Below are 19,093 nucleotides of genomic sequence, written 5' to 3'. Positions count from 1 at the left end.
AACAATAGGGGTTGGATTTATGAAAAAATGGTTTTTAGTAATTTTGGCAGTCGCTACATTTGTGTTAGGGGCATGTGGGGACAAACAGGAAGCTTCAACACAAACGGCTTTAGAGCGTGTAGAGAAAGCTGGCAAATTAGTTGTTGGAACAACAGGGAATTACCGACCATTTTCATACATGGATAAAAGCAATAAACTAACAGGTTATGATATTGAATGGGCGACAATTATTGCAGATGAATTGGGACTAGAGCTAGAATTTGTAACCGGACAATTTTCTGGATTAATACCGGGTTTAGTAGCAGGTAAATTCGATGTTGTATTATCAGGCGCGAATGCAACTGAAGAACGAAAAAAATCAGTTGATTTCTCTGAATTTTATGCAAAGGATGGAGCAGTAGCGGTAGTGAAAAAAGGAACTACGGGAGTCAGTGGCATTGAGGATATGAAAGGCAAAATTGTTGGGGTAAATGCAGGTTCTGCTTTTGAGGAAGTTGTTAAAAAAATTGGTGGTTATAAAGATTTAAAAACATATCCAGGTGCTGCAGAGAGCTTTGCTGATTTAATCGCAGGCCGTGTTGACTTTGTAGCAATTGGTCTACCAGCAGCAGCAGAGTATATAAATAATTCTACGACAGGTAGTGAAATTGAAATAATCGGTCAACCTTTTGATGAAAAAGACATTGCAGTAGCGATTGCTAAAGATTCGGAAGATTTATTGGAAGCTATTAATAAGGTGATTCAAAAGAAAAAAGAGGATGGTACATTTGATGATCTAGCTATGAAATATTTTAGTCAAACCTTTCAGTAATTAACAAGATTACGAGATGAATTTAATAAAGAGGGATGTGATATAGATGAATTTTGATGTAATTTCAAATGCCATGCCGTACTTTTTAGAAGGTGCATGGGTTACATTGAAGGTCTCTATTCTAGCAATTATTCTAGGAACAGTTTTAGGCTTTATTTTGTGCCTATGTAAGATGTCAAATATCCGTATATTAAAGTATATTGCATCTGTATATATTTGGCTATTTAGGGGTTTGCCACTATTAATAATTTTATTCTTATTCTACTATGCAACTCCGTTTGATATAAAGTTAAGTGCATTTTCCGCAGCATTGTTAGCAATGTCATTAAACTCTGCCGCATATAAGGCAGAAATTATTCGTTCAGGTATGATGGCTATTAACAAAGGTCAGGTTGAAGCGGCCGAAGCAATTGGGATGACGCCTGTTCAAATTATGTTTCGAATTAAAATACCTCAAATGGTGCGTCTAATTATTCCACCATATATCAATAACTCTGTTGTTTTATTAAAGGAATCAGCGCAAATTTCGGTGATTACAGTTACCAGATTTAATGTTAAATGCTCAAACACAGTATAGTAGTACATACCTTCCATATGAAACATTAGGTGTGGCAGCAATATTATACTTAGTTATGACAAGCTCATTAATGCTACTACAATCATGGACAGAGAAAAAATTAAAAGTAGCAAATAACAATAAGTAAGGAGGTAGCCCATGGAAATATTAGAATTAAATAATATTAATAAATATTTTGGAGATAAGCATGCTCTCAAAAATATTAATTTATCGATTAATCAAGGTGAAGTTATTTCTTTAATTGGTCCAAGTGGTTCGGGGAAGTCCACTCTACTACGTTGTGTAAATTTTCTAGAAGTACCTTCTGAAGGTGTTGTTAAATTTGAGAATCAGCCAATTAAGTATAAAGTGAATCGTTCAAGTCAACTAACATTAGGGTCTAAAATAAAAATGAGTAAAGTACGTGAAAACATAGGTATGGTTTTCCAACACTTTAATTTGTGGAAGCATAAAACAGTGCTTGAAAATATAATTGAAGGTCCAATACAAGTAAAGAAAATAAAACGTGAAGAAGCTATTAAAATTGCTGAAAAGCTTTTAGAGCGAGTTGGACTAGCAGATAAACGTGACGATCACCCTAGTGATTTATCGGGTGGCCAACAACAACGCATTGCAATTGCACGAGCGTTAGCAATGGATCCACATGTAATGTTATTTGATGAAGCTACATCTGCACTTGACCCAGAAATGGTGAATGAGGTTTTGCAAATTATGAAAAGCCTTGCAGAGAGTGGGATGACGATGATTATTGTAACCCATGAAATGGAATTTGCACGCAAAGTATCAGATCGTGTTGTATTTATGGAACAAGGTGCAATTGTAGAAGTCGGGACGCCAGACCAAATTTTTGGAGAGAAAGCAAACCCCCGTATTACACAGTTTTTAAACAGCATGCATCCAACTATATAATTTCTTAAGGAGGAGTAGACATTTTATTCCTCCCTATTTCCTGTTTATCACCAAAAGTAAGAGTTGAAATTTCGTTAGGGCATATCTAAATTAAAAGGATGATGCAGTACAGGATGGATGTTCTATAGGAAGCATATATCCCGATACAGAAATTAATCTCAAGGTTTGATTGGTGAATCTGTAATGTAGAAGAGAGGAAAAGAAATGGATATTCAAACAAAATTATTACAAGACTATACAAATAATCAATATCCTCTAAATATGAGAAGAATAGCAGAGCGTTTACATATGCTAGGCCAAATTGGTATGACTAAAAACGGAGGGTCAAACCGAGTTGCACATTCCCTAGAAGATGAAAAAGGACGCTTTCTTATAAAAGAATGGATGGAGCAAATTGATTTAGAGTTTTTCACAGATGAGCAAGGGAATCAATTTGGTATATGGCATGGGGAAAATCCTGAACTACCAGTCTTTATGATGGGATCGCATACAGATACTGTACCGAACGGAGGGCATTTTGATGGTGCACTTGGTGTCATTATAGGATTAGAGGTGATTCATTTTTTACAGCAACATCATATCCAACCAAGAAGATCTTTAGTAATTAGTAACTTTAGCGATGAGGAAGGTGTTGTATCTGGAGAAGGTTTAACTGGGAGCAACTATTTTTTAGCAGCTGCTGAACAAGGTAAACATATGATAGCTTTGCCTAAAGATTTTTTTGAAGTACATATCGAGCAAGGGAAGGTTCTGGAACATCATAATCTAGCAGTTGGCATTGTGGAATCTATTGTCGCACTAACGAATTTGCAAGTTACATTTAAAGGAAAAGCAGATCATGCAGGAACAACACCTATGTTTCTGCGTAAAGACCCAATATTAGCTGCGAGTGAATGGATTTTAAAAGTAAATCATTTAACACGCTCATTTGATCAACATGCTGTTGCAACAGCAGGAAGAACATTAATAGTACCAAATGCAACAAATGTGATTCCTGAGGAAGTACAAGTATTTATTGATATACGTCTTGCGCAAACTGAAAGGCTTAAACAATTAGTTGTGATATTGCAAAAAACAGCACAAGAGATCGCCAAAACGCACCAAATAGAGATTGAAATGAATAACCCTGTTATAACTAACGGTGCGCAGATGAATGCTAATTTATGTAACCAACTACATGCGATTTGTGAGGATTTAAACATACCTGTAATGAATTTATTGAGTGGTGCAGCACATGATGCACTTGTACTTGCTCAAAAAGTTCAAGCCACGATGCTATTTATTAGGAGTCAAGATGGTATAAGTCACCATCCTGATGAATGGTCAAACTTAGATGATATAGAATATGCTTTTACTATAGCTTTGCATTTTGTAAGAAAACAAATTGTATAATGACACAACAGTACGAGATGGTTATAACGAAGTGCAAGTTGTAAGGATTGCCGATGAGGTAATATTTTGTTCTCTACAACATTTTTCCTTTTATAGATTATTTGCATTTTACGTTCCAATATTATATTCTATCGTAATACATAAATTTGGAAATGATGTGATTGACGTGAATAGTATAGAAAGAGCAAATAAAAGAAAAGTAAAGGCTATACGAATTTTGGATGAATTACAATTAATTCAAAAATGGAGTACTGTGGGGAACTGTTTTTTGGTGGGGGCAACAGCTTACGATTTAATAGTGTCACATGATATTGATATAGAAACATTTAGTGAAGAAATTAATCCAGACAAAATTATGAAAGAATTAGTTTCACTGATTAATAATAAAAACGTTTTGGAACTAAAATATAAAAATTATATTGAATCAGACTTTAAAGGCTTTTACTTTAAAATCATTTATCTTGATAATGAAGAAGAGTGGTATATAGATATGTGGCTTTTTTCAAATGACCGTCAAGGCGCTCTCTCTAGAGATTTAGTGCCTTTAATGAAAAAAGCCTTATCCGAATCAACTAGAAAAGCGATTCTAGAAATTAAAGAAGCTTTACTAGAAGATAATTTAAATTATTCATCAATTTTTATTTATCAAGCTGTATTAGATTATGGAGTGAGCAATGTCACTGATTTTTTAGCATGGTCGAAAAATCATAATATGAATCAGCTTATTCAATGGAAACCTCAATGAAGTCCGATGATGTAGCAATGGGATAAGTAGCTATCCATTTATAAAGAGCGACTCCAACCAGCACCTTAAGTCGGTAATATCATAGAGTGGGTAATTTAATTATCCAATTATTCTGCGACTTTATATGGACATATTTGGGTAGTTTTACTTCGTATTTAGAACAAATCTTTATAGTAACATTAGGTATATAAAGATATAGGAGGTTTTATATGCCTGATTTAATGCTTGTCCTTTTTTTATTTAACCTTTCTTTATTTTTTTTGCATGAAATGGATGCGATAAGGCGCTCTGAATGGCGATTGTTTATTGTACTAAAAGATATGGAAGATGCTAAGGCTTATAAAGTATTTACATTGATTCACCTATTTCTTTACGTAATTATCCTTTCCTTACTTTTCAGTGAGTATCAAACAATTACTTTTTGGGTCCTTGATGCATTCTTTATCATTCATGGAATTTTGCACTTATTTTTTGAACGGCACCCTCGAAACGACTTTAAAAATTCGTTTTCAAGATCGATTATTTATTTTATGGGGATTCTTTCTGTAATTCATTTATTATTTTTAATTTAGATTTAAGTCATATCTAATAAGATGTGGCTTTTTTATCTGGTCGTGCATCTCCAATTTATGTATATTTATGTAAAGGAGGAATGAAAATTGAAGAAAAAATTAATAGTACCATTTTTATTATTGCTAGGTATGCTTCTAACAGCATGTAGTCAAGATAAGGAAAAAGAGGGTGGAGCTGAAAAAGAAGTTGCTGCTGTAAACTCAACTGAAAATACAGCGGATGGAGAGCCACTAAAAGTTGATAAAGGGGTTTTAAATGTTGAAGTAACAATACCAGGCACTTTTTTTGAAGGTCAAGATATTGAAAAAGTTATAGCTGAAGCGAAAAATGATGGAATCAAGGAAGTTATAAAAAATGAAGATGGTTCTATTACTTATAAAATGTCTAAAGCAGAGCATAAAAAAATGATGAAGGAATTAGAAGAAGGGATTATTAAATCAGTAGAGGAAATTAAAACGAGTGAAGATTTTACCTCTATTAAAGATGTAAGTTATAATAAAACATTTTCAGAATTTACATTGTCAGTCAACAAAGAAGAATTTGAAAATAGCCTTGATACAATTGCTTCTTTCGGACTCGCAATTACAGGTATGTATTATCAGTTATTTAATGGAGTAGATCCAGAAAAATATAAGGTGACAGTCATTTTCAAAGATGAATCGAATGGTGAAGTGATTAATACAATTGTTTATCCAGATGATTTAAACGAGAAAAATTAATATATTGGTAAAGAACAACACTCCAAATATAAACCAGAATAAATGCTACGTTTGTAGAATTATTCTGGTTTTATTTTGTTAAACTAAATGCTTTTCTAATTACTGTAGAAAAGGACAGTTTAGTTTGAATTACAAATGGTTCCTGTTTTTATGCCAGTAGGTCCATTAAATCCTGGTATTGTATCAACTACCGTATTTGTTGCAATATCTATTACTGACACGGTATTGTCAGCCTGATTTGTAACATAAGCAAATTTTCCATCTGGCAAGATTGTGACTTGGTCTGGAGATAAACCAACAGGGATTGTTGCAATGACTAGATTTGTAGCGGTACTTATGACTGATACAGTATTAATACCTTTATTTACAATGTAAATAAGTGTGCCATCAGGAGTTATTGCTGTTCCAACAGGCCCTGTTCCAACAGGGATTGTATCAACTACAGTATTAGTCACGGCATTAATTACTGAAACAGTGCTACTATTTTCATTTGTGACATAAGCAAATTGACCATTAGGTGTGAAAACGATTGATCTAGGGCGAATTCCAACAGGTATTGTAGCAACTACAGTATTTGTAGTGGTATTAATAACTGAAACTGCATTCGAATTTTCATCTGCTACGTAGGCAAAAGCCCCATTTGGCGTGAACGCAATACCTTGAGGTTGAAGCCCTACTGGAATCGTCGCTGTTACAGTATTAGTCGCTGTATTTATGACAGATACAGTGTTTGATCCGTGATTGGATACATATGCAAGTGCTCCATTTGGTGAAATCGCCACACCAAGCGGATTAACTCCAACCGGAATAGTAGCAACTACCATATTTGTTGCAGTATCAAAAACTGTTACATTATTTGAGAAGAGTGCAGGAACATAACCAAATTCGCCATTTGGTGAAATCGCGACTTCGAGAGGAGCACTTCCTACTGGAATGGAAGCGACAATAGTATTAGTTGCTGTATCGATGACTGACACTCTATTATCGGGAGTTTCTAATTGACCAGCGTCTGTAACATATACGAGATAGTTACAGCTTGGTTGTACAGGTAAATATGGTGGTTTACAACTACAATTACAACAAAAACCGCAGCAGTGACAATGACAACTAGGATTTGTTTTAAACTTGAACTTTTTAAAATTATTAGGTTCTTTTTCCACACTGAACCTCCTTCTAATCGTATATGGTTAGAATATGTACACTAAACTATATCCTTTGTATGTTGTCCTATACAAAATATTTCTTATATGTGGAAAGTCTTTATTTACTTATGTTTCTAAAATTGATTTATTTTTAAATCGTTAGGCGTTCAAGAGTAGGTGGAGGGGATTTAAACTGAATAGGAAGATGCTTAGAAAAATTAGATTTTTTTGATGGTCATTTCCATTAAATAATTATTTTCATTATTAATTTTTTTCACCTTTGAAAATCCACATTTTTCATAACATCGAATTGCTCTTTCATTCGATATTTCAGGGTCTAAAATTATAATTTCGACGTCAGTCGTTTTCAAAATAAAATCAATAAAATTACTAACCATTATTGTCCCATAGCCTTTATTAAACAGATTAGGAATACCGATAAATTGGTCTATTCCATAAATCACTTGATTTTCGAGATAACCGAAATCTTTTTGCTCATGTATTTGTATTGGATAATGTTGCATGTATCCTATAGGTAGATTGTCTAACTCAACAATAAAAGGAGAAACAGTGCTTTCACCACGTACTCTTGGTTCATACTTTTTCCTCACTTCTTCAATTGTATAGGGTGAATTAATATCTCCATAAAATTCTAATACTTCTTTTGTACTTAACCAATGAGTCATTAAACGATAATCATTAGCTGTCATTTTCCTAATGTTTATTTTGTTTGTAATCAAGATTTGTTTCCTCCTTTAAATTTTTTATTAAAATTAAACCACTACATAATAATTCTGTGATTACACCATTTTGGATCAGTATACCATGGGAATTTACGAGCTGAGCGATACGCTAGGGAAAAATTAGGTTCTTTTAAATAAAATTATAAAACCTCACCTAAACGTGAGGTTTTAATATATTTTGACTTGTTCAGCAAAAAGTAATGAGAGATTTTATAAGAATAGAAGAAATTAGTTTTAATTATTATACTGCGCAAATATAACAACGTGGTAATGCTTGTAAGTCAAGGAACAAGTGAAAAGTTGATTTAAATTATAGGTTGAATTTTCCAAAATAGACAGTCAAAATGAAGATTAATACATGATTGATTTTCTTGTTATTTTGAATACCTAATAATTATTATAGGACTGTAATTCATACAATAATTACTTTTATAAAGTTTTTAGCTTGGAGAAATAAGGGGGATGAAGATGGAAAATGTGAATATTTATGAAATCATTGGCGTTTCGATTGACCCTATTTATGAGGCGCTAAATCAGCTTAGTGAAAATGAAGAAATCCTTATCGGAAAATATACCATTCGAAAAACAGCTAAATTTTTCGAAATTGAAAATAAAAACTTGCATGAATGCTTCAAAGAAAAAGAAAATTGCTATCAATTTTTAAGCAATTTGCTCATGGCAAAATAAAAAAGCTACGGTTATGAGTATAGTAGCTTTAAGGTAATAATATGATTGTATTCTAATTTACTAAAATAACCAAATATTGTATAATTTTATTAATGATTTCATATAGTTAGGGGGATTATTATTGGATATCGAGTTTATTAACAGCAAGATTTCAGAACACTTATTAAGTGGTACATCTGAAGTAAGTTTGTTTTTAATTGAAAAGATTAAAACTCATGATGCTTTAGATTATTTTTCATTTAAACCATCTTTAAGTCGGTCTTTGCAATTAGATATTGTAAAGGTTATCCAACCAACTATTGATAAATTAGTGGGAAAAGAGCAAGTTGAATTTAATGAAAATGGTCGACCAAATGGTGTCGTTGAATACTGTGAGCCTTCATATATAGGGATTACATATGATAATTTATTTAAAAGCTTACAAAAACCAGGTGAATTGCTGAATGAAGGTACCCAAAAAGATTTATACTGTATAAAAATTGAAATAGAAATGGGGAAATTTGCTTATATTTTAAATCGTATTCCTCAACTTAAGAAGTTTACGAAAGGTCTATGGGGAACATTGGCGGACTCTACATTTAGAAAAGTCTCAGATTCATTTATAGGAATTGAACCTGGATTTGATTTACTTATTTTTGAAGACGAAGTGCTTGTAATTAATAATATAGCGATGCAAAGAATTTTCGATTTAAAAACAAAGTATGTTCAGAATACTAATTCTGTATTAACAGTCTTTGAAGAAACGAATAAGTTAGAAGGATTTGAACAGTTTAAAAATGATAGTATTGAGGATGGTAATATTGTAAAGAGAGTTTCAAGATTGATGACAAGGCCTGAAAGAATGACGAGGTTTGTTGACAATTTTGATAAAGTAGAAGAAATCATTATGGAATTTGACTTAAATATCGAATTAAACGAAGAAAAAACGAAAATAAAATATACTGATAAAAAACAATTAAACGATATAGTCAAGTTACTTAACGACGCTTATTATAAAACTGTATTAACAGGAGAAAGAGGAAGCGATGACCTAAGGTAATTTAAGAAAGGGTGGGGGAAAATTGACAAATCTTTTTAAATTGTTTTTATTCATATCGTCCTACTCTCCATTGTATCTAATTGTAGCTCTTTCAATATACCCCTATGATCGTTTTAGCATCAATTCAATTATCCAAGATAAAGTAATGCTTACAGTGTATATTATTTTAATTGTATTATTTATCCTTTCATTTTTACCTATTTTGTATATAAAGAAATGTGAATTAAACAGCACAATTGTAGGTGAGCGTGTATCGAAGAAAAATGAAGAAATTTTAAGTTACTTAGTGACATATATAGTACCTTTATTGGCAATCGACATCACAGAAAAAAGTACATTGGTTACGAACGGAATATTGTTTATGTTAATTGGCTATTTATATGTTAAGTCTAATTTAATACATGTTAATATAACGTTTTTACTGTTTGGATGGAATACCTATGAGGATGAGCTTGGCCGAGTCTTAATTTCGAAGGAGAATCCAGACTATTTTAATAGAATGAAAATTAGTGGACACAATTTACATGTTAGAAAATTGGCAAACAATATTTATTTGCATAGAGCCTAATTTCTGAAACAAACCTTTATAAAACGCCTATTGCTGCACTGCAAAAGGCGTTTTTTATTATTCAACGAGGTAAAGAACAGAAAGCTGCCACTGGAGAGCAAATAAAATAGAAACTCAGAAAAAGCCACCCCATTTAAATGAAGTGGCTGATTTTGTACAGTTTTTTGGATTTATTTGTTAATTATTGTTGTGATTGAATTATTTGATCATTTATAAATGCTTTTAAGAAAAAAGTTCATTTTCATTGGGCTCTCTATTATTTTCATCCATAAAGTATTTTCTAGGGAAGTGAAATTAGGACAGTACATACAGAAAAAGAGGGAATAGGATTAAAAAATTTTTACATAGATTTCTCTAAATCGGACGGTATAGGAAATTATTTTATTGAAAAAAAGAGATGAAAGTATAGATTTCTTAAAAAAGGAAAGTGTATTAACTGGAGGTGATGATGATGACGAAAGATAAGAGAAATAAAAAGGATGTAGAAAGAGAAGAATTTGGAAATGATTTAAGTCCAGATGATTTAGATGTTCGTGAAGATAATGATCTTACAAAAGAACAATTTAAGAATGCGAATGAGAAGAATGAAAAACAAGAAGAAAATCAGTAAATACTAAATGAATAAAACCCCAGGTAGTGAGGTGACCCCTAAAAGTTAGACACGGTTATTTCAGTTAGGCAGCTTGGGTAAACTGAGTTCGGTATTGTACTGGACTAAAAACTGCACCTCCAATTGTTAGATGTGTCTAACAATGGGGGTGCAGTTCAGTGTACTGGGGTTTTATTGTCGCTTATAAATTATTTTTTGATTTAAGTATAGATTCTATTTACTGTTCTATATATTGAATTGTAAAATGAGCATCAAATCGGATGCTCTAATATCAATGTTCTTAGCCATTATTTATTAATTAACGGGAAATTGCTCAGAGTTAATTCGTGTGTTCAGATAACTTTATAAATTCTTCTGGGGTAATGTGTTTTACCTTATAAGATATTACTGCTTTATCTGAAATCACTTTATGTTTTGTTGCAGCTTCACCAGGGGGGATTCGAAAAGTAATGTTAATTAGTTTATACGGAGGATTATGTGCATTTTCAAAAGTAATAACTCTTAAAGTAACGTCATAAAAGTCATTTTGTCTATTTCTTTCAATTTTTTCGATTCTTCCAGCAGTAAATAATTCATTATCACCGTATGAAGTCATTGTTTCAAGTATTGATTGGCCTAATTCGCGCAAAAAGGCTAATTCTATTACACTCGGGGGTTTATCTTGAGGGAAATATTCTATATCGGATTCAGCAAAAGCATAATTAGTGACTAAGAAACACATTAATACTAACGAAATGATTATTCTTTTTCTCATATTCAATTCCTTTCTGCATTTGCCCTTGTTATTTGCAGAATAAAGAAGTTTTATGTATAGGAATTTTAAGCAAATAAAACAACGTGTTAATGATGGAGCATAGTTGACCAATTCGGATATCTTTTTATATTTGCTGTTTGCTATAGCTGTTCGAAAATCAATACCTTTGACAATTTTTGATGAGGTCTAACTCATTAGCATGAGGGCAAATAATATTAATTCAGTTGATAATTACCCCTATTTATTGTTTATTTTGATATAATTACCATTATGTACAATGAATCCTTATAGAAAAGCAAAATGAAAATATAAAAATTTACACGAATGTGTTTGTCGAGAAGAATCAAAAAGGAAGCGTCTAAAATGTTTATTCGGTGCGATCTAACTAATATGTCTGAAACAAAAGAATGCCTATATCTTAATGATTGATATAGGCGAAGTTTAAAATTATTCTGTTTTTAGAAGTGAATAAATATTTATATCTATAAAACTTTCATTAGAATTTTCGTATTGTCTAACTTGGTCTTCGAACGTGAAATTAAGTTTTTGTAACACCCTAATAGAATTTACATTTGCAGGCTCCACTTTTGCTTCAATTTTATTTAATTTTAAACTTTCGAAAGCGTAATTCAGTAGTGCCTTTATACCTTCTGGCGCAAATCCCATGCCCCAATAGGCTTTCGCAATATCATAACCGATTTCTGCCTTGTTAGTATCAAAGTCTATAAAATTGAATCCACACGTTCCTATTATTTCGTTGGATTTTTTTTCAATCATGCTGAACCGAATTGCTTCATTTGCCTGAGCCAATTCCTCAAGAAGTTCTATCATTTCTTTTGCTTGCGCTTCATGTGTAAAGCTAGCAATGTTCATATATTTCGTGACATCTGGATCAGACCAAATTTTAAATAAGCTATATGAGTCTGAAATTTCCATTCTTCTTAAATGTAGTCTTTGGGTGTTTAGTTCTTTTATCAATTTTTGTACCTCCAATATTTTTAATCAGTTAGATAAAAAATATTGCCATCTGCGCATAGTTCAGTCCCTTCAAAGTTGTATAGTCTAATGATACCAAGAGGAGCAAAATAAAGGAATCTTAAAACTTTTAACACTTTTTGATTAATGAAAAAGAGAGTGTAGTAAATTAAGTTAATTAATTTATATTAAATATTTTAGGAGGAGTAAAATTGAAGAGAATTTTTCCATTAATAATTCTTTTACTATTAGTTTTATCTGTATATCATTTTAAAGATAAGTTAATTGTTTCAGGTGATGTTTCACAACAATATATAGAGCAATTTTTTAATAATGAAGAAATTTATGATACAGCGCATAAAAAATATGGGGTGTATAGCATGGGTGTAGATCAGAATGATAAATTATTACTTGTAAGTATGAGTGTATCTAATAAAGAATACAAGCAAGATGTAGAAAAATATTTTGAACAACAACTAAATATCCATCGTTTAATTGATTACAATATCGAAGTGTATTTATATGAAAATGGGTATAAATAATTTATTTAAATAATGGGTTTAATTACAAAAAAATTAAAAGGTTGATAAAAGAACAGTATGTAGCAAAAAAGTAAAATTAAAACTATTTCTAAATTTGAAATCAATATTAGCAAAAATTTTCTATTTATGTGTTGAATATGCTGAGAGGCGAGCTTATCGTAAATAAAAGATTTATCTTCTTTTATGCGTAATTACATAGCAAGTTGATATTACTGTAAGAATCTTAAAAGCATTTATTTAATTTATGACAATGAACTAGAACTATAAAGGGGAATACGTATGATAAAATATCCATTTTTAGAAGTGGGGGCAACAATTGGCGTTACAGCACCTTCATCGGGGGTACCCAGTGAGCTGCATGATTTATTGAAAACAGCATGCATTCGTATGGAAAAGGAAGGATATAAAGTCCTTTGTGGAAAAACTGCTTGGACACAAGAGAAAGCAAAATCTGCTTCAGCTAAAAAGCGTGCCGAAGAGTTTAATAACATGATCATTAATGATGAAATCCATATTATTATTCCTCCTTGGGGAGGAGAGCTACTTATTGAGACACTTGAATATATTAACTTTGAAAATATTCCAACTAAATGGGTATTAGGTTACTCAGATATCAGTCTTTTATTATTGGTTATTACATTAGAAACAGGTATAGCTACCGCACATGGAACGAATCTAATAGATTTAAGAGGAGAGTATTCTGATGACACGACAGCAATGTGGCAGTCGGTTTTAGCTCTAAAAAAAGGTGAATCAATCGTACAACATTCTTCAGACCAATATCAAAAGGATTGGCATTTTGATAAGCCTACACCATATGTTTTTAATTTTACTGAGAAAACAAACTGGAAAACTACTGCAGATAAACCTGTTAAAATACATGGGCGTTTACTAGGGGGTTGTATTGATTCGATTAGACATTTAATTGGAACAAGATTTGGTGAAATACAGAAATTTACAGAAACTTTTATTAAAGGGGAATCTGTTATATGGTTTTTTGAAAACTGTGAGTTATCTACTACCGATTTGCGTAGGACATTTGTACAAATGAGATTAGCTGGATGGTTTAATAATTGTTCAGGGATAATGTTTGGTAGAAGTAATGCTGAAACCTCTGTTGAAAATTATACAGTCGAAGATGTGTATGAGGAGCTTGCTAAGGAGCTTGAAATTCCGATTATATACGACATCGATTGTGGTCATTTACCGCCACAAATAACATTAATCAACGGAGCATTTGCAGAAGTGCAAACGTATAACGGTAAAGGAACTATTTTGCAACACTTTATTTAAATATAAAATGTAAAGCGACATCTAAAAACGTATATAATATGGGGTTAAGGATACTATTATCAATTAAATATACCTTACTGACTTTAGGAATGTAATCTATACAAGGGTCACCCTGGGATAGGAGCGACCCTTTAGAAACAAATCAGGAGGAAGTTTGCTTAACACTATTATTTATATGCAATGTTAACTTGGATTTTATAGTTAATTGCCTTTCGAAAAATAAAAAATATTAAAGAGCTTTAAAGATTTTGGGAAATCTTTCTTTCAATAGTATTACCCAAACAAAGTACCTACTACTACAAGGTACATTTTCGCTAACAAAAACCAGCAAGGTAAAAAGTACCGAGCTGGTTTTAAGTGTGAAAATATAACTTTTAATCTTTTAGACTGAATGATGACTAACTTTTAGTAATTCCCACTCGCTACGTAAAATGCCCATTTTAATTGCATCATAGTATTTTCCGTCAACCATTCGTGCGTCTCTAATTTTTGCCTCTAATTGCATCCCCAATTTATCTGCTACTCGCATCATTCTTTCATTGCCGGACCAAGTAGACATACCTAAGCGATGAAGAGTAGTGTTTTCAAAAAGATAGTCAATCCATAAGCTATAAGCCTCAGAACCGTAACCACCATTCCAGTAATCTGAATTATATGTAACAATCCCTGTTTCAAGCCAATTCGTATTTTTGTCAACCCAATAAGCTCCGACAACACCTATAAATTGGTCATTTACTGCCATGACTAATGTATTTGGGACACCTTCAAATAACTCTTCATCATTGGCCCATTCCTTTAAAAATTCTGTTTTAGTTATTTGTTTTTCTGGAATATACGGCCCATTCCATTTCTTAGCTGCTTGTGTTTTATCAACATATTTCCAATAATAAATTTCTTCTAAATCTGCAATTGTAGCTGTACGTAACGTAACTCTTAATCCTCTTTTGTGAATCATGATCATTCTCCCTTTATCACCTATAAAAACACTAATTTTATAATAACATACATATATGTATAAATTGTCAAAAGCAAACTGGACTTTACTTCAAAAAATGAAGCTTAGTGTTATACTTGTCTGATTTTAGAGGAGATCCATTCTTTATGTCGAATTAGTACATAAATGGAGGGATACTATTGTTAACCAAAATTAGAAAAGTTAAGTTTGAAAAAGAAAGAAAAAATCCTATGTATAATGTTGTTATGGAATGTCCAGATGGGAAGGAACTTTTTGTTAAGTTTGATTATACTTATGCTACAAAAAATTTTTGGCCATTGGAAGTAAATTATAATAAAAAAAATTATGGCGCAAAGCTCGCATGGTATACAAGAGAAGTTGAAAATATGACGGTTGAATTGTTCCTAGAAACTATTGCAAACAAAATAAATAAAAAATATAACTTCGTACTACAGAATTAATAATAGGAAATTTTATTTTAGGTCCTTCAAAAATTGTTGTGAAAGGTCTTTGTGCACTTTAGGAACAATTGTGTTAGCTTTGAGAGGAAAAGTTTGATAAAAATATTCCAATTTTATAGATTTTTTTTTATGATTAAGTTGGAGGGGATATTAGATGTTTAGTAATACAGCGAATATGTTTAAGCAAACTACAAATCTTATAAATGCATTGAATAAGCTAAAACAAAACCTATCTTTTGTAAAATCAAATGTAAATAATGATAAAACGCTAGTTATCTATTTTTTAAGTAATGCGTATAGTGACTTTAATTTATTTAAAACGATCTATTTATCTGTAACGCCTGGCGATCAAAAAATCGAAACATTTTTACAAGAATTTGAAAAGTTTTTTGTAGATGCAAATAAATATTTAGTATTTATTACTGAAGATAGTATCGAAGATAAACTTCATAAAGAAGTGGTATTATCAATAAATGAATTAGAAAGATATTTGTTAAATCAGTTAGATATGTATAGATAATTTCATACGCACTTTTGACATTCCTTATAGTAGGAGTGTCTTTTTATTTAAAAAGCAAACTTTTCCCTCTCATTACAAGTGTAGCAGGGGGAGGGCATAAGAAAGAGCTTAGTGGAAAGAAGGAACTGGTAGAGAAGGTGATTTAAAATTAAAATGAGCTGCCCTAAAAAAGAACAGCTACTTAAAAATTTATTTGACAGCCTTTAATAAAGCCTTCCCTTTGTTGTAGATAAATCTTTCCCACTTAGCTAATAGCCCATTTCCATTCTCACCATTGTCTAATGCTAAAGCGTGATTTTTATGGAATTCTTTTACCCGTTTATTATGTTCTTTTTGCCATTGATGTAAAGGATTATGTTTCATTTTTTAGCCTCCTTTTAGTTATTTAATTATATGGTTAGTATGGATAAATTAAAAGCAATAAATATTTAATCAATAGAAAATATAATTGGTAGTTTTGCGTAATGAATATATGAAAGAAATTGTGCAATAACAAAAAAAGCATTGCAATGTGCAACGCTAAGATCGATGGATTTCAGACAACTTTGCTATGCTAAAAACAAAAGATATCAAACCGCTAATCAAAAAAATATACGCTACTAATATTGACATAGCTTCTAAGTTGTTTGTAAAGATTCTATATGCCCCTAAAGCAAATAATGCCAAACTACTTACTGAGCTAAGTAATATTCTACTCTTATCAGTCAATAAAACACCTCCTAATATTGGGATTGTTAATTTGTTAACAATACAGTGAAGTAGAGAAGTTTACACAATATGATTTTTCTTTTTATCTTTTGTTTTACGAAATAACAATGATGCCATGAATAAAAAAATTGTTAGCCATAAGGAAAAGAGAAAGTATTCCAGCGAACTCGTTATTATTTTTGAAATAATCCCAAACGGATAAAAATCAGAAAATTGTCCCGAAGTAAGCAATATAAATGTATTTTTCGAATTTTGTAAAATAAAGTCCCTCTAAATGTAATTTGTGTAAAAAAAACATAAAAAACCTTAAAATAAAATAGTAACGTAATGATAATATATTTTCGCTTTATTAATAATCCTTTTGTTAATACTACTAGCATTTGTATACGGTATATTGGATAATTACAGGAACATAGGAGGTATGAAATTTGAATATTAAACGAATAGATCATATAGGTGTAATCGTAAACGATCTCTCTGCCGCTAAAAAGTTTTTTATCGATTTTGGGCTTGAGGTGAAAGCAGAATGGGATATGGAAGGAGAGTTAATGGGATATGCAGTTGGGCTTAATGACGCTAAAGTAGCGTGTGTTGGTTTGGGAACATCAGACGGTCCAACATGGATAGAGCTAATCAAATTTTATTCGCCATCAGATGATACAGATATTCAGCAACCCTTTGCAAATACACTAGGTATCCGCCATATAGCATTTACTGTTGAAGATATTGAAGCAGTTGTTGCCAAATTGAAAAAGAATGGGTCCGAAATCTTTAGTGAGATACAGCAGTATGAAGAAAGTTATAAATTATGCTATGTTCGTGGTCCAGAGGGAATTATTTTGGAGTTGGCTGAGGAAATCAAGTAAGCATGTTAATTAAAATGAAGATGTAACTCTTTGTTACTTAGTGGTGGATATTTGTACTGTTAAGATGTTAAACCTGAAGTGGTGCAACACTTCAGAGCAAGAAATTAGACATTGGTAAGTGAACTATAATAAAAGGCAAGTAGATACTTAGTGTAATTATTATCATCAGTAATCATATATAATAGTGACAAAAGCCTATGACTAAAGTTATAATTCTTTTGGGGAAATAAGTAGAAATATTACTGACGGATCGCCGTATGTGATGAAAATCACCTGTACGGTGAAGGCTCGTTATAAAACCTAGAAAAAGAAATGGTATAAGACGAGAATAGCTTGTTAGCAGCACCAACTTTAATAACGGATTCTACAAATAACTACCTAGACAATGTATTGGAAATTAGCTTCTCTTCTAATAGTGCTTGGGAATCTAAATTAAGTTCCATATCAATAAGTACGGACGGCGGAGTAAATTTTATTCCTTTAAATTTTATTTCTTCATGGGTTAGTCCAGGAAAAATCACCATTCCTAAAGGTATGCCTTCGGGCTTGTTGATTTTCAAGTTTCATGCTACCGGCTATGAAGATGCTGTTGTTAGTCAAACTGTACTTAAACCATTAGCCGAAGTTAGAATAAAAACAAAAGACGCTAGTATTGTACAAGTGGACAACTCAATTGGATTTATAACAGTTAAATCGACAGCAACAGTTGCTGAAATTAAAGCAGCAATTGAATCTTACAATGGCTCCGCACAAAGTTATATGTTTAGAAAAAATATCGGTGATGATAATTTCGACTATACAGAATCAAATACGATATCAGAGATCTATGTATCATGGCTGGACATTATATCTGAAGATGGTTCGTCAAAAGGGCAATATTTAATAAATGTTATTAAATGAACAAAATGAGAACGTCCATTATGGCGTTCTTTTCTTTTTGCACATTTGTTTCAGTTTGTTTAGTGAAGAGCTTGATACATGAAATAAGGAAAGAAAGTCGTTACAAACTAATTATTTAAACGATAGAACTATTTTAGAGGGGAGTATATATTAGATGTGAGAATGATTGAGCCAAAAATGACCTATAATCTTGGACAAGTTATTTTGCTAACACTGTACCTGCCTGAAATCACATAGGGAACATGGCATGACGAGCGATGAGGTTGACGTAACGCATGGGATGCCTATGCGTATTTTGACATATAGTAATAATCAAGTGAAAGCGATGGGTGTAAAATGGAAGGTGCAATAGGCGGCTGAATACAGTCAGAATAACGTGTAGTATGTAAAGTATGGTTATAGGGTTACGGGAGAGTGGGATAAGAGAGAAAATTGGTTCTAATATAGAAACATTTAGATATTGAGATTGCATTCAATCTAACAGGTTATTCAAGTATTTACTTTTTAGGATTCACTTCAGAGGCCGCTGGTGGAGTGTTATATACTACTTTCCCTAGTTACATTATAGTACGAAGTTAGTAAAGATAAATACCAATCGTGAGTA

23 protein-coding genes are annotated in these 19,093 nt (G+C 31.8%); 17 read left to right on the top strand and 6 right to left on the bottom strand.

Annotated elements, in window-relative coordinates; genetic code table 11:
* Window positions 1-19 precede the first annotated feature (19 nt).
* The 7 genes from ACIQXW_RS08655 (at window position 20) to ACIQXW_RS08625 (ending at window position 5,726) form a co-directional block, all read left to right on the top strand.
* The gene (locus tag ACIQXW_RS08655) at window positions 20-811 is read left to right on the top strand and encodes a substrate-binding periplasmic protein (protein ID WP_402761204.1); all 792 of its coding nucleotides are present in this window, start codon (window positions 20-22) and stop codon (window positions 809-811) included.
* 46 nt (window positions 812-857) lie between these two features.
* A complete protein-coding gene (locus ACIQXW_RS08650) occupies window positions 858-1,388 on the top strand; it encodes an amino acid ABC transporter permease (RefSeq protein WP_402761201.1) in 531 nt (176 codons plus the stop codon).
* Window positions 1,389-1,526: 138 nt separating this feature from the next.
* A complete protein-coding gene (locus ACIQXW_RS08645) occupies window positions 1,527-2,297 on the top strand; it encodes an amino acid ABC transporter ATP-binding protein (protein WP_401017098.1) in 771 nt (256 codons plus the stop codon).
* A 204-nt stretch (window positions 2,298-2,501) separates the two neighbouring features.
* Complete coding sequence (locus tag ACIQXW_RS08640) at window positions 2,502-3,689, top strand: Zn-dependent hydrolase (RefSeq protein ID WP_402761198.1); 1,188 nt, start codon at window positions 2,502-2,504, stop codon at window positions 3,687-3,689.
* Window positions 3,690-3,720: 31 nt separating this feature from the next.
* Window positions 3,721-4,434 carry a hypothetical protein gene (locus tag ACIQXW_RS08635; RefSeq protein WP_402761195.1) on the top strand — a complete coding sequence of 238 codons (714 nt, stop codon included), beginning with the start codon at window positions 3,721-3,723 and terminating at the stop codon, window positions 4,432-4,434.
* Between the two features lie 209 nt (window positions 4,435-4,643).
* Window positions 4,644-5,006 carry a DUF6713 family protein gene (locus ACIQXW_RS08630; protein WP_402761192.1) on the top strand — a complete coding sequence of 121 codons (363 nt, stop codon included), beginning with the start codon at window positions 4,644-4,646 and terminating at the stop codon, window positions 5,004-5,006.
* A gap of 87 nt (window positions 5,007-5,093) precedes the next feature.
* Window positions 5,094-5,726, top strand: a complete 633-nt coding sequence (locus ACIQXW_RS08625; protein WP_340824193.1) for a hypothetical protein — start codon at window positions 5,094-5,096, stop codon at window positions 5,724-5,726.
* A gap of 119 nt (window positions 5,727-5,845) precedes the next feature.
* Here ACIQXW_RS08625 and ACIQXW_RS08620 read toward each other — a convergent pair whose 3' ends face one another.
* Both ACIQXW_RS08620 and ACIQXW_RS08615 read right to left on the bottom strand, forming a co-directional pair.
* Window positions 5,846-6,886, bottom strand: a complete 1,041-nt coding sequence (locus tag ACIQXW_RS08620; protein WP_402761189.1) for a beta-propeller fold lactonase family protein — start codon at window positions 6,884-6,886, stop codon at window positions 5,846-5,848.
* Window positions 6,887-7,086: 200 nt separating this feature from the next.
* A complete protein-coding gene (locus tag ACIQXW_RS08615; protein WP_402761186.1) occupies window positions 7,087-7,608 on the bottom strand; it encodes a GNAT family N-acetyltransferase in 522 nt (173 codons plus the stop codon).
* Between the two features lie 471 nt (window positions 7,609-8,079).
* On the opposite strand from ACIQXW_RS08615, the gene ACIQXW_RS08610 reads away from it, so the two are divergent.
* The 4 genes from ACIQXW_RS08610 to ACIQXW_RS08595 all read left to right on the top strand — a co-directional run bounded on the left by ACIQXW_RS08610 (window position 8,080) and on the right by ACIQXW_RS08595 (window position 10,515).
* Complete coding sequence (locus tag ACIQXW_RS08610; RefSeq protein ID WP_340824197.1) at window positions 8,080-8,298, top strand: hypothetical protein; 219 nt, start codon at window positions 8,080-8,082, stop codon at window positions 8,296-8,298.
* 121 nt (window positions 8,299-8,419) lie between these two features.
* Entirely contained in the window at window positions 8,420-9,337 is a 918-nt protein-coding gene (locus tag ACIQXW_RS08605; RefSeq protein WP_402761183.1) for a DUF4868 domain-containing protein, read from the top strand.
* Window positions 9,338-9,359: 22 nt separating this feature from the next.
* Window positions 9,360-9,905, top strand: coding sequence for a hypothetical protein (locus ACIQXW_RS08600; RefSeq protein ID WP_402761180.1), 546 nt, complete (start codon window positions 9,360-9,362; stop codon window positions 9,903-9,905).
* Between the two features lie 451 nt (window positions 9,906-10,356).
* Window positions 10,357-10,515, top strand: a complete 159-nt coding sequence (locus ACIQXW_RS08595) for a hypothetical protein (RefSeq protein ID WP_340824201.1) — start codon at window positions 10,357-10,359, stop codon at window positions 10,513-10,515.
* 319 nt (window positions 10,516-10,834) lie between these two features.
* Here ACIQXW_RS08595 and ACIQXW_RS08590 read toward each other — a convergent pair whose 3' ends face one another.
* Both ACIQXW_RS08590 and ACIQXW_RS08585 read right to left on the bottom strand, forming a co-directional pair.
* The gene (locus tag ACIQXW_RS08590) at window positions 10,835-11,269 is read right to left on the bottom strand and encodes a hypothetical protein (protein ID WP_402761178.1); all 435 of its coding nucleotides are present in this window, start codon (window positions 11,267-11,269) and stop codon (window positions 10,835-10,837) included.
* A 447-nt stretch (window positions 11,270-11,716) separates the two neighbouring features.
* A complete protein-coding gene (locus ACIQXW_RS08585) occupies window positions 11,717-12,247 on the bottom strand; it encodes a GNAT family N-acetyltransferase (RefSeq protein WP_402761175.1) in 531 nt (176 codons plus the stop codon).
* Window positions 12,248-12,456: 209 nt separating this feature from the next.
* Here ACIQXW_RS08585 and ACIQXW_RS08580 point away from each other — a divergent pair, with 209 nt between their 5' ends.
* Both ACIQXW_RS08580 and ACIQXW_RS08575 read left to right on the top strand, forming a co-directional pair.
* Entirely contained in the window at window positions 12,457-12,786 is a 330-nt protein-coding gene (locus ACIQXW_RS08580) for a YolC/YozM family protein (protein ID WP_402761173.1), read from the top strand.
* Between the two features lie 279 nt (window positions 12,787-13,065).
* The gene (locus tag ACIQXW_RS08575) at window positions 13,066-14,079 is read left to right on the top strand and encodes a S66 family peptidase (protein ID WP_402761170.1); all 1,014 of its coding nucleotides are present in this window, start codon (window positions 13,066-13,068) and stop codon (window positions 14,077-14,079) included.
* Window positions 14,080-14,461: 382 nt separating this feature from the next.
* On the opposite strand, the gene ACIQXW_RS08570 is transcribed toward ACIQXW_RS08575, so the two are convergent.
* Window positions 14,462-15,034 (bottom strand): GNAT family N-acetyltransferase, encoded by a 573-nt coding sequence (locus ACIQXW_RS08570; RefSeq protein WP_402761167.1) that lies wholly within the window; start codon window positions 15,032-15,034, stop codon window positions 14,462-14,464.
* A gap of 179 nt (window positions 15,035-15,213) precedes the next feature.
* On the opposite strand from ACIQXW_RS08570, the gene ACIQXW_RS08565 reads away from it, so the two are divergent.
* Window positions 15,214-15,495, top strand: coding sequence for a hypothetical protein (locus tag ACIQXW_RS08565; RefSeq protein WP_340824209.1), 282 nt, complete (start codon window positions 15,214-15,216; stop codon window positions 15,493-15,495).
* Window positions 15,496-15,649: 154 nt separating this feature from the next.
* Window positions 15,650-16,015: a hypothetical protein gene (locus tag ACIQXW_RS08560; RefSeq protein ID WP_340824210.1), complete on the top strand. Its 366-nt coding sequence runs from the start codon at window positions 15,650-15,652 to the stop codon at window positions 16,013-16,015.
* 189 nt (window positions 16,016-16,204) lie between these two features.
* Here ACIQXW_RS08560 and ACIQXW_RS08555 read toward each other — a convergent pair whose 3' ends face one another.
* Window positions 16,205-16,378, bottom strand: coding sequence for a hypothetical protein (locus ACIQXW_RS08555; protein ID WP_402761163.1), 174 nt, complete (start codon window positions 16,376-16,378; stop codon window positions 16,205-16,207).
* Window positions 16,379-17,151: 773 nt separating this feature from the next.
* On the opposite strand from ACIQXW_RS08555, the gene ACIQXW_RS08550 reads away from it, so the two are divergent.
* Together ACIQXW_RS08550 and ACIQXW_RS08545 are read left to right on the top strand one after the other, a co-directional pair.
* Window positions 17,152-17,589 carry a VOC family protein gene (locus ACIQXW_RS08550; RefSeq protein ID WP_340824214.1) on the top strand — a complete coding sequence of 146 codons (438 nt, stop codon included), beginning with the start codon at window positions 17,152-17,154 and terminating at the stop codon, window positions 17,587-17,589.
* A 333-nt stretch (window positions 17,590-17,922) separates the two neighbouring features.
* Window positions 17,923-18,489: a hemoblobin-interacting domain-containing protein gene (locus ACIQXW_RS08545; RefSeq protein WP_401017064.1), complete on the top strand. Its 567-nt coding sequence runs from the start codon at window positions 17,923-17,925 to the stop codon at window positions 18,487-18,489.
* The last annotated feature ends 604 nt before the right edge of the window (window positions 18,490-19,093 follow it).

Source organism: Lysinibacillus sp. NPDC097162, assembly GCF_044762185.1.
Taxonomy (GTDB): Bacteria; Bacillota; Bacilli; order Bacillales_A; family Planococcaceae; genus Lysinibacillus.
This window is presented reverse-complemented; position numbering and strand designations above follow the sequence as displayed.

Excerpts from the sequence above, each read along its gene's own strand:
- ACIQXW_RS08655 (WP_402761204.1), top strand. The coding sequence starts at position 20 with ATGAAAAAATGGTTTTTAGTAATTTTGGCAGTCGCTACATTTGTGTTA.
- ACIQXW_RS08650 (WP_402761201.1), top strand. The coding sequence starts at position 858 with ATGAATTTTGATGTAATTTCAAATGCCATGCCGTACTTTTTAGAAGGT.
- ACIQXW_RS08645 (WP_401017098.1), top strand. The coding sequence starts at position 1,527 with ATGGAAATATTAGAATTAAATAATATTAATAAATATTTTGGAGATAAG.
- ACIQXW_RS08640 (WP_402761198.1), top strand. The coding sequence starts at position 2,502 with ATGGATATTCAAACAAAATTATTACAAGACTATACAAATAATCAATAT.
- ACIQXW_RS08630 (WP_402761192.1), top strand. The coding sequence starts at position 4,644 with ATGCCTGATTTAATGCTTGTCCTTTTTTTATTTAACCTTTCTTTATTT.
- ACIQXW_RS08610 (WP_340824197.1), top strand. The coding sequence starts at position 8,080 with ATGGAAAATGTGAATATTTATGAAATCATTGGCGTTTCGATTGACCCT.
- ACIQXW_RS08595 (WP_340824201.1), top strand. The coding sequence starts at position 10,357 with ATGACGAAAGATAAGAGAAATAAAAAGGATGTAGAAAGAGAAGAATTT.
- ACIQXW_RS08590 (WP_402761178.1), bottom strand. The coding sequence starts at position 11,269 with ATGAGAAAAAGAATAATCATTTCGTTAGTATTAATGTGTTTCTTAGTC.
- ACIQXW_RS08575 (WP_402761170.1), top strand. The coding sequence starts at position 13,066 with ATGATAAAATATCCATTTTTAGAAGTGGGGGCAACAATTGGCGTTACA.
- ACIQXW_RS08570 (WP_402761167.1), bottom strand. The coding sequence starts at position 15,034 with ATGATTCACAAAAGAGGATTAAGAGTTACGTTACGTACAGCTACAATT.
- ACIQXW_RS08560 (WP_340824210.1), top strand. The coding sequence starts at position 15,650 with ATGTTTAGTAATACAGCGAATATGTTTAAGCAAACTACAAATCTTATA.
- ACIQXW_RS08555 (WP_402761163.1), bottom strand. The coding sequence starts at position 16,378 with ATGAAACATAATCCTTTACATCAATGGCAAAAAGAACATAATAAACGG.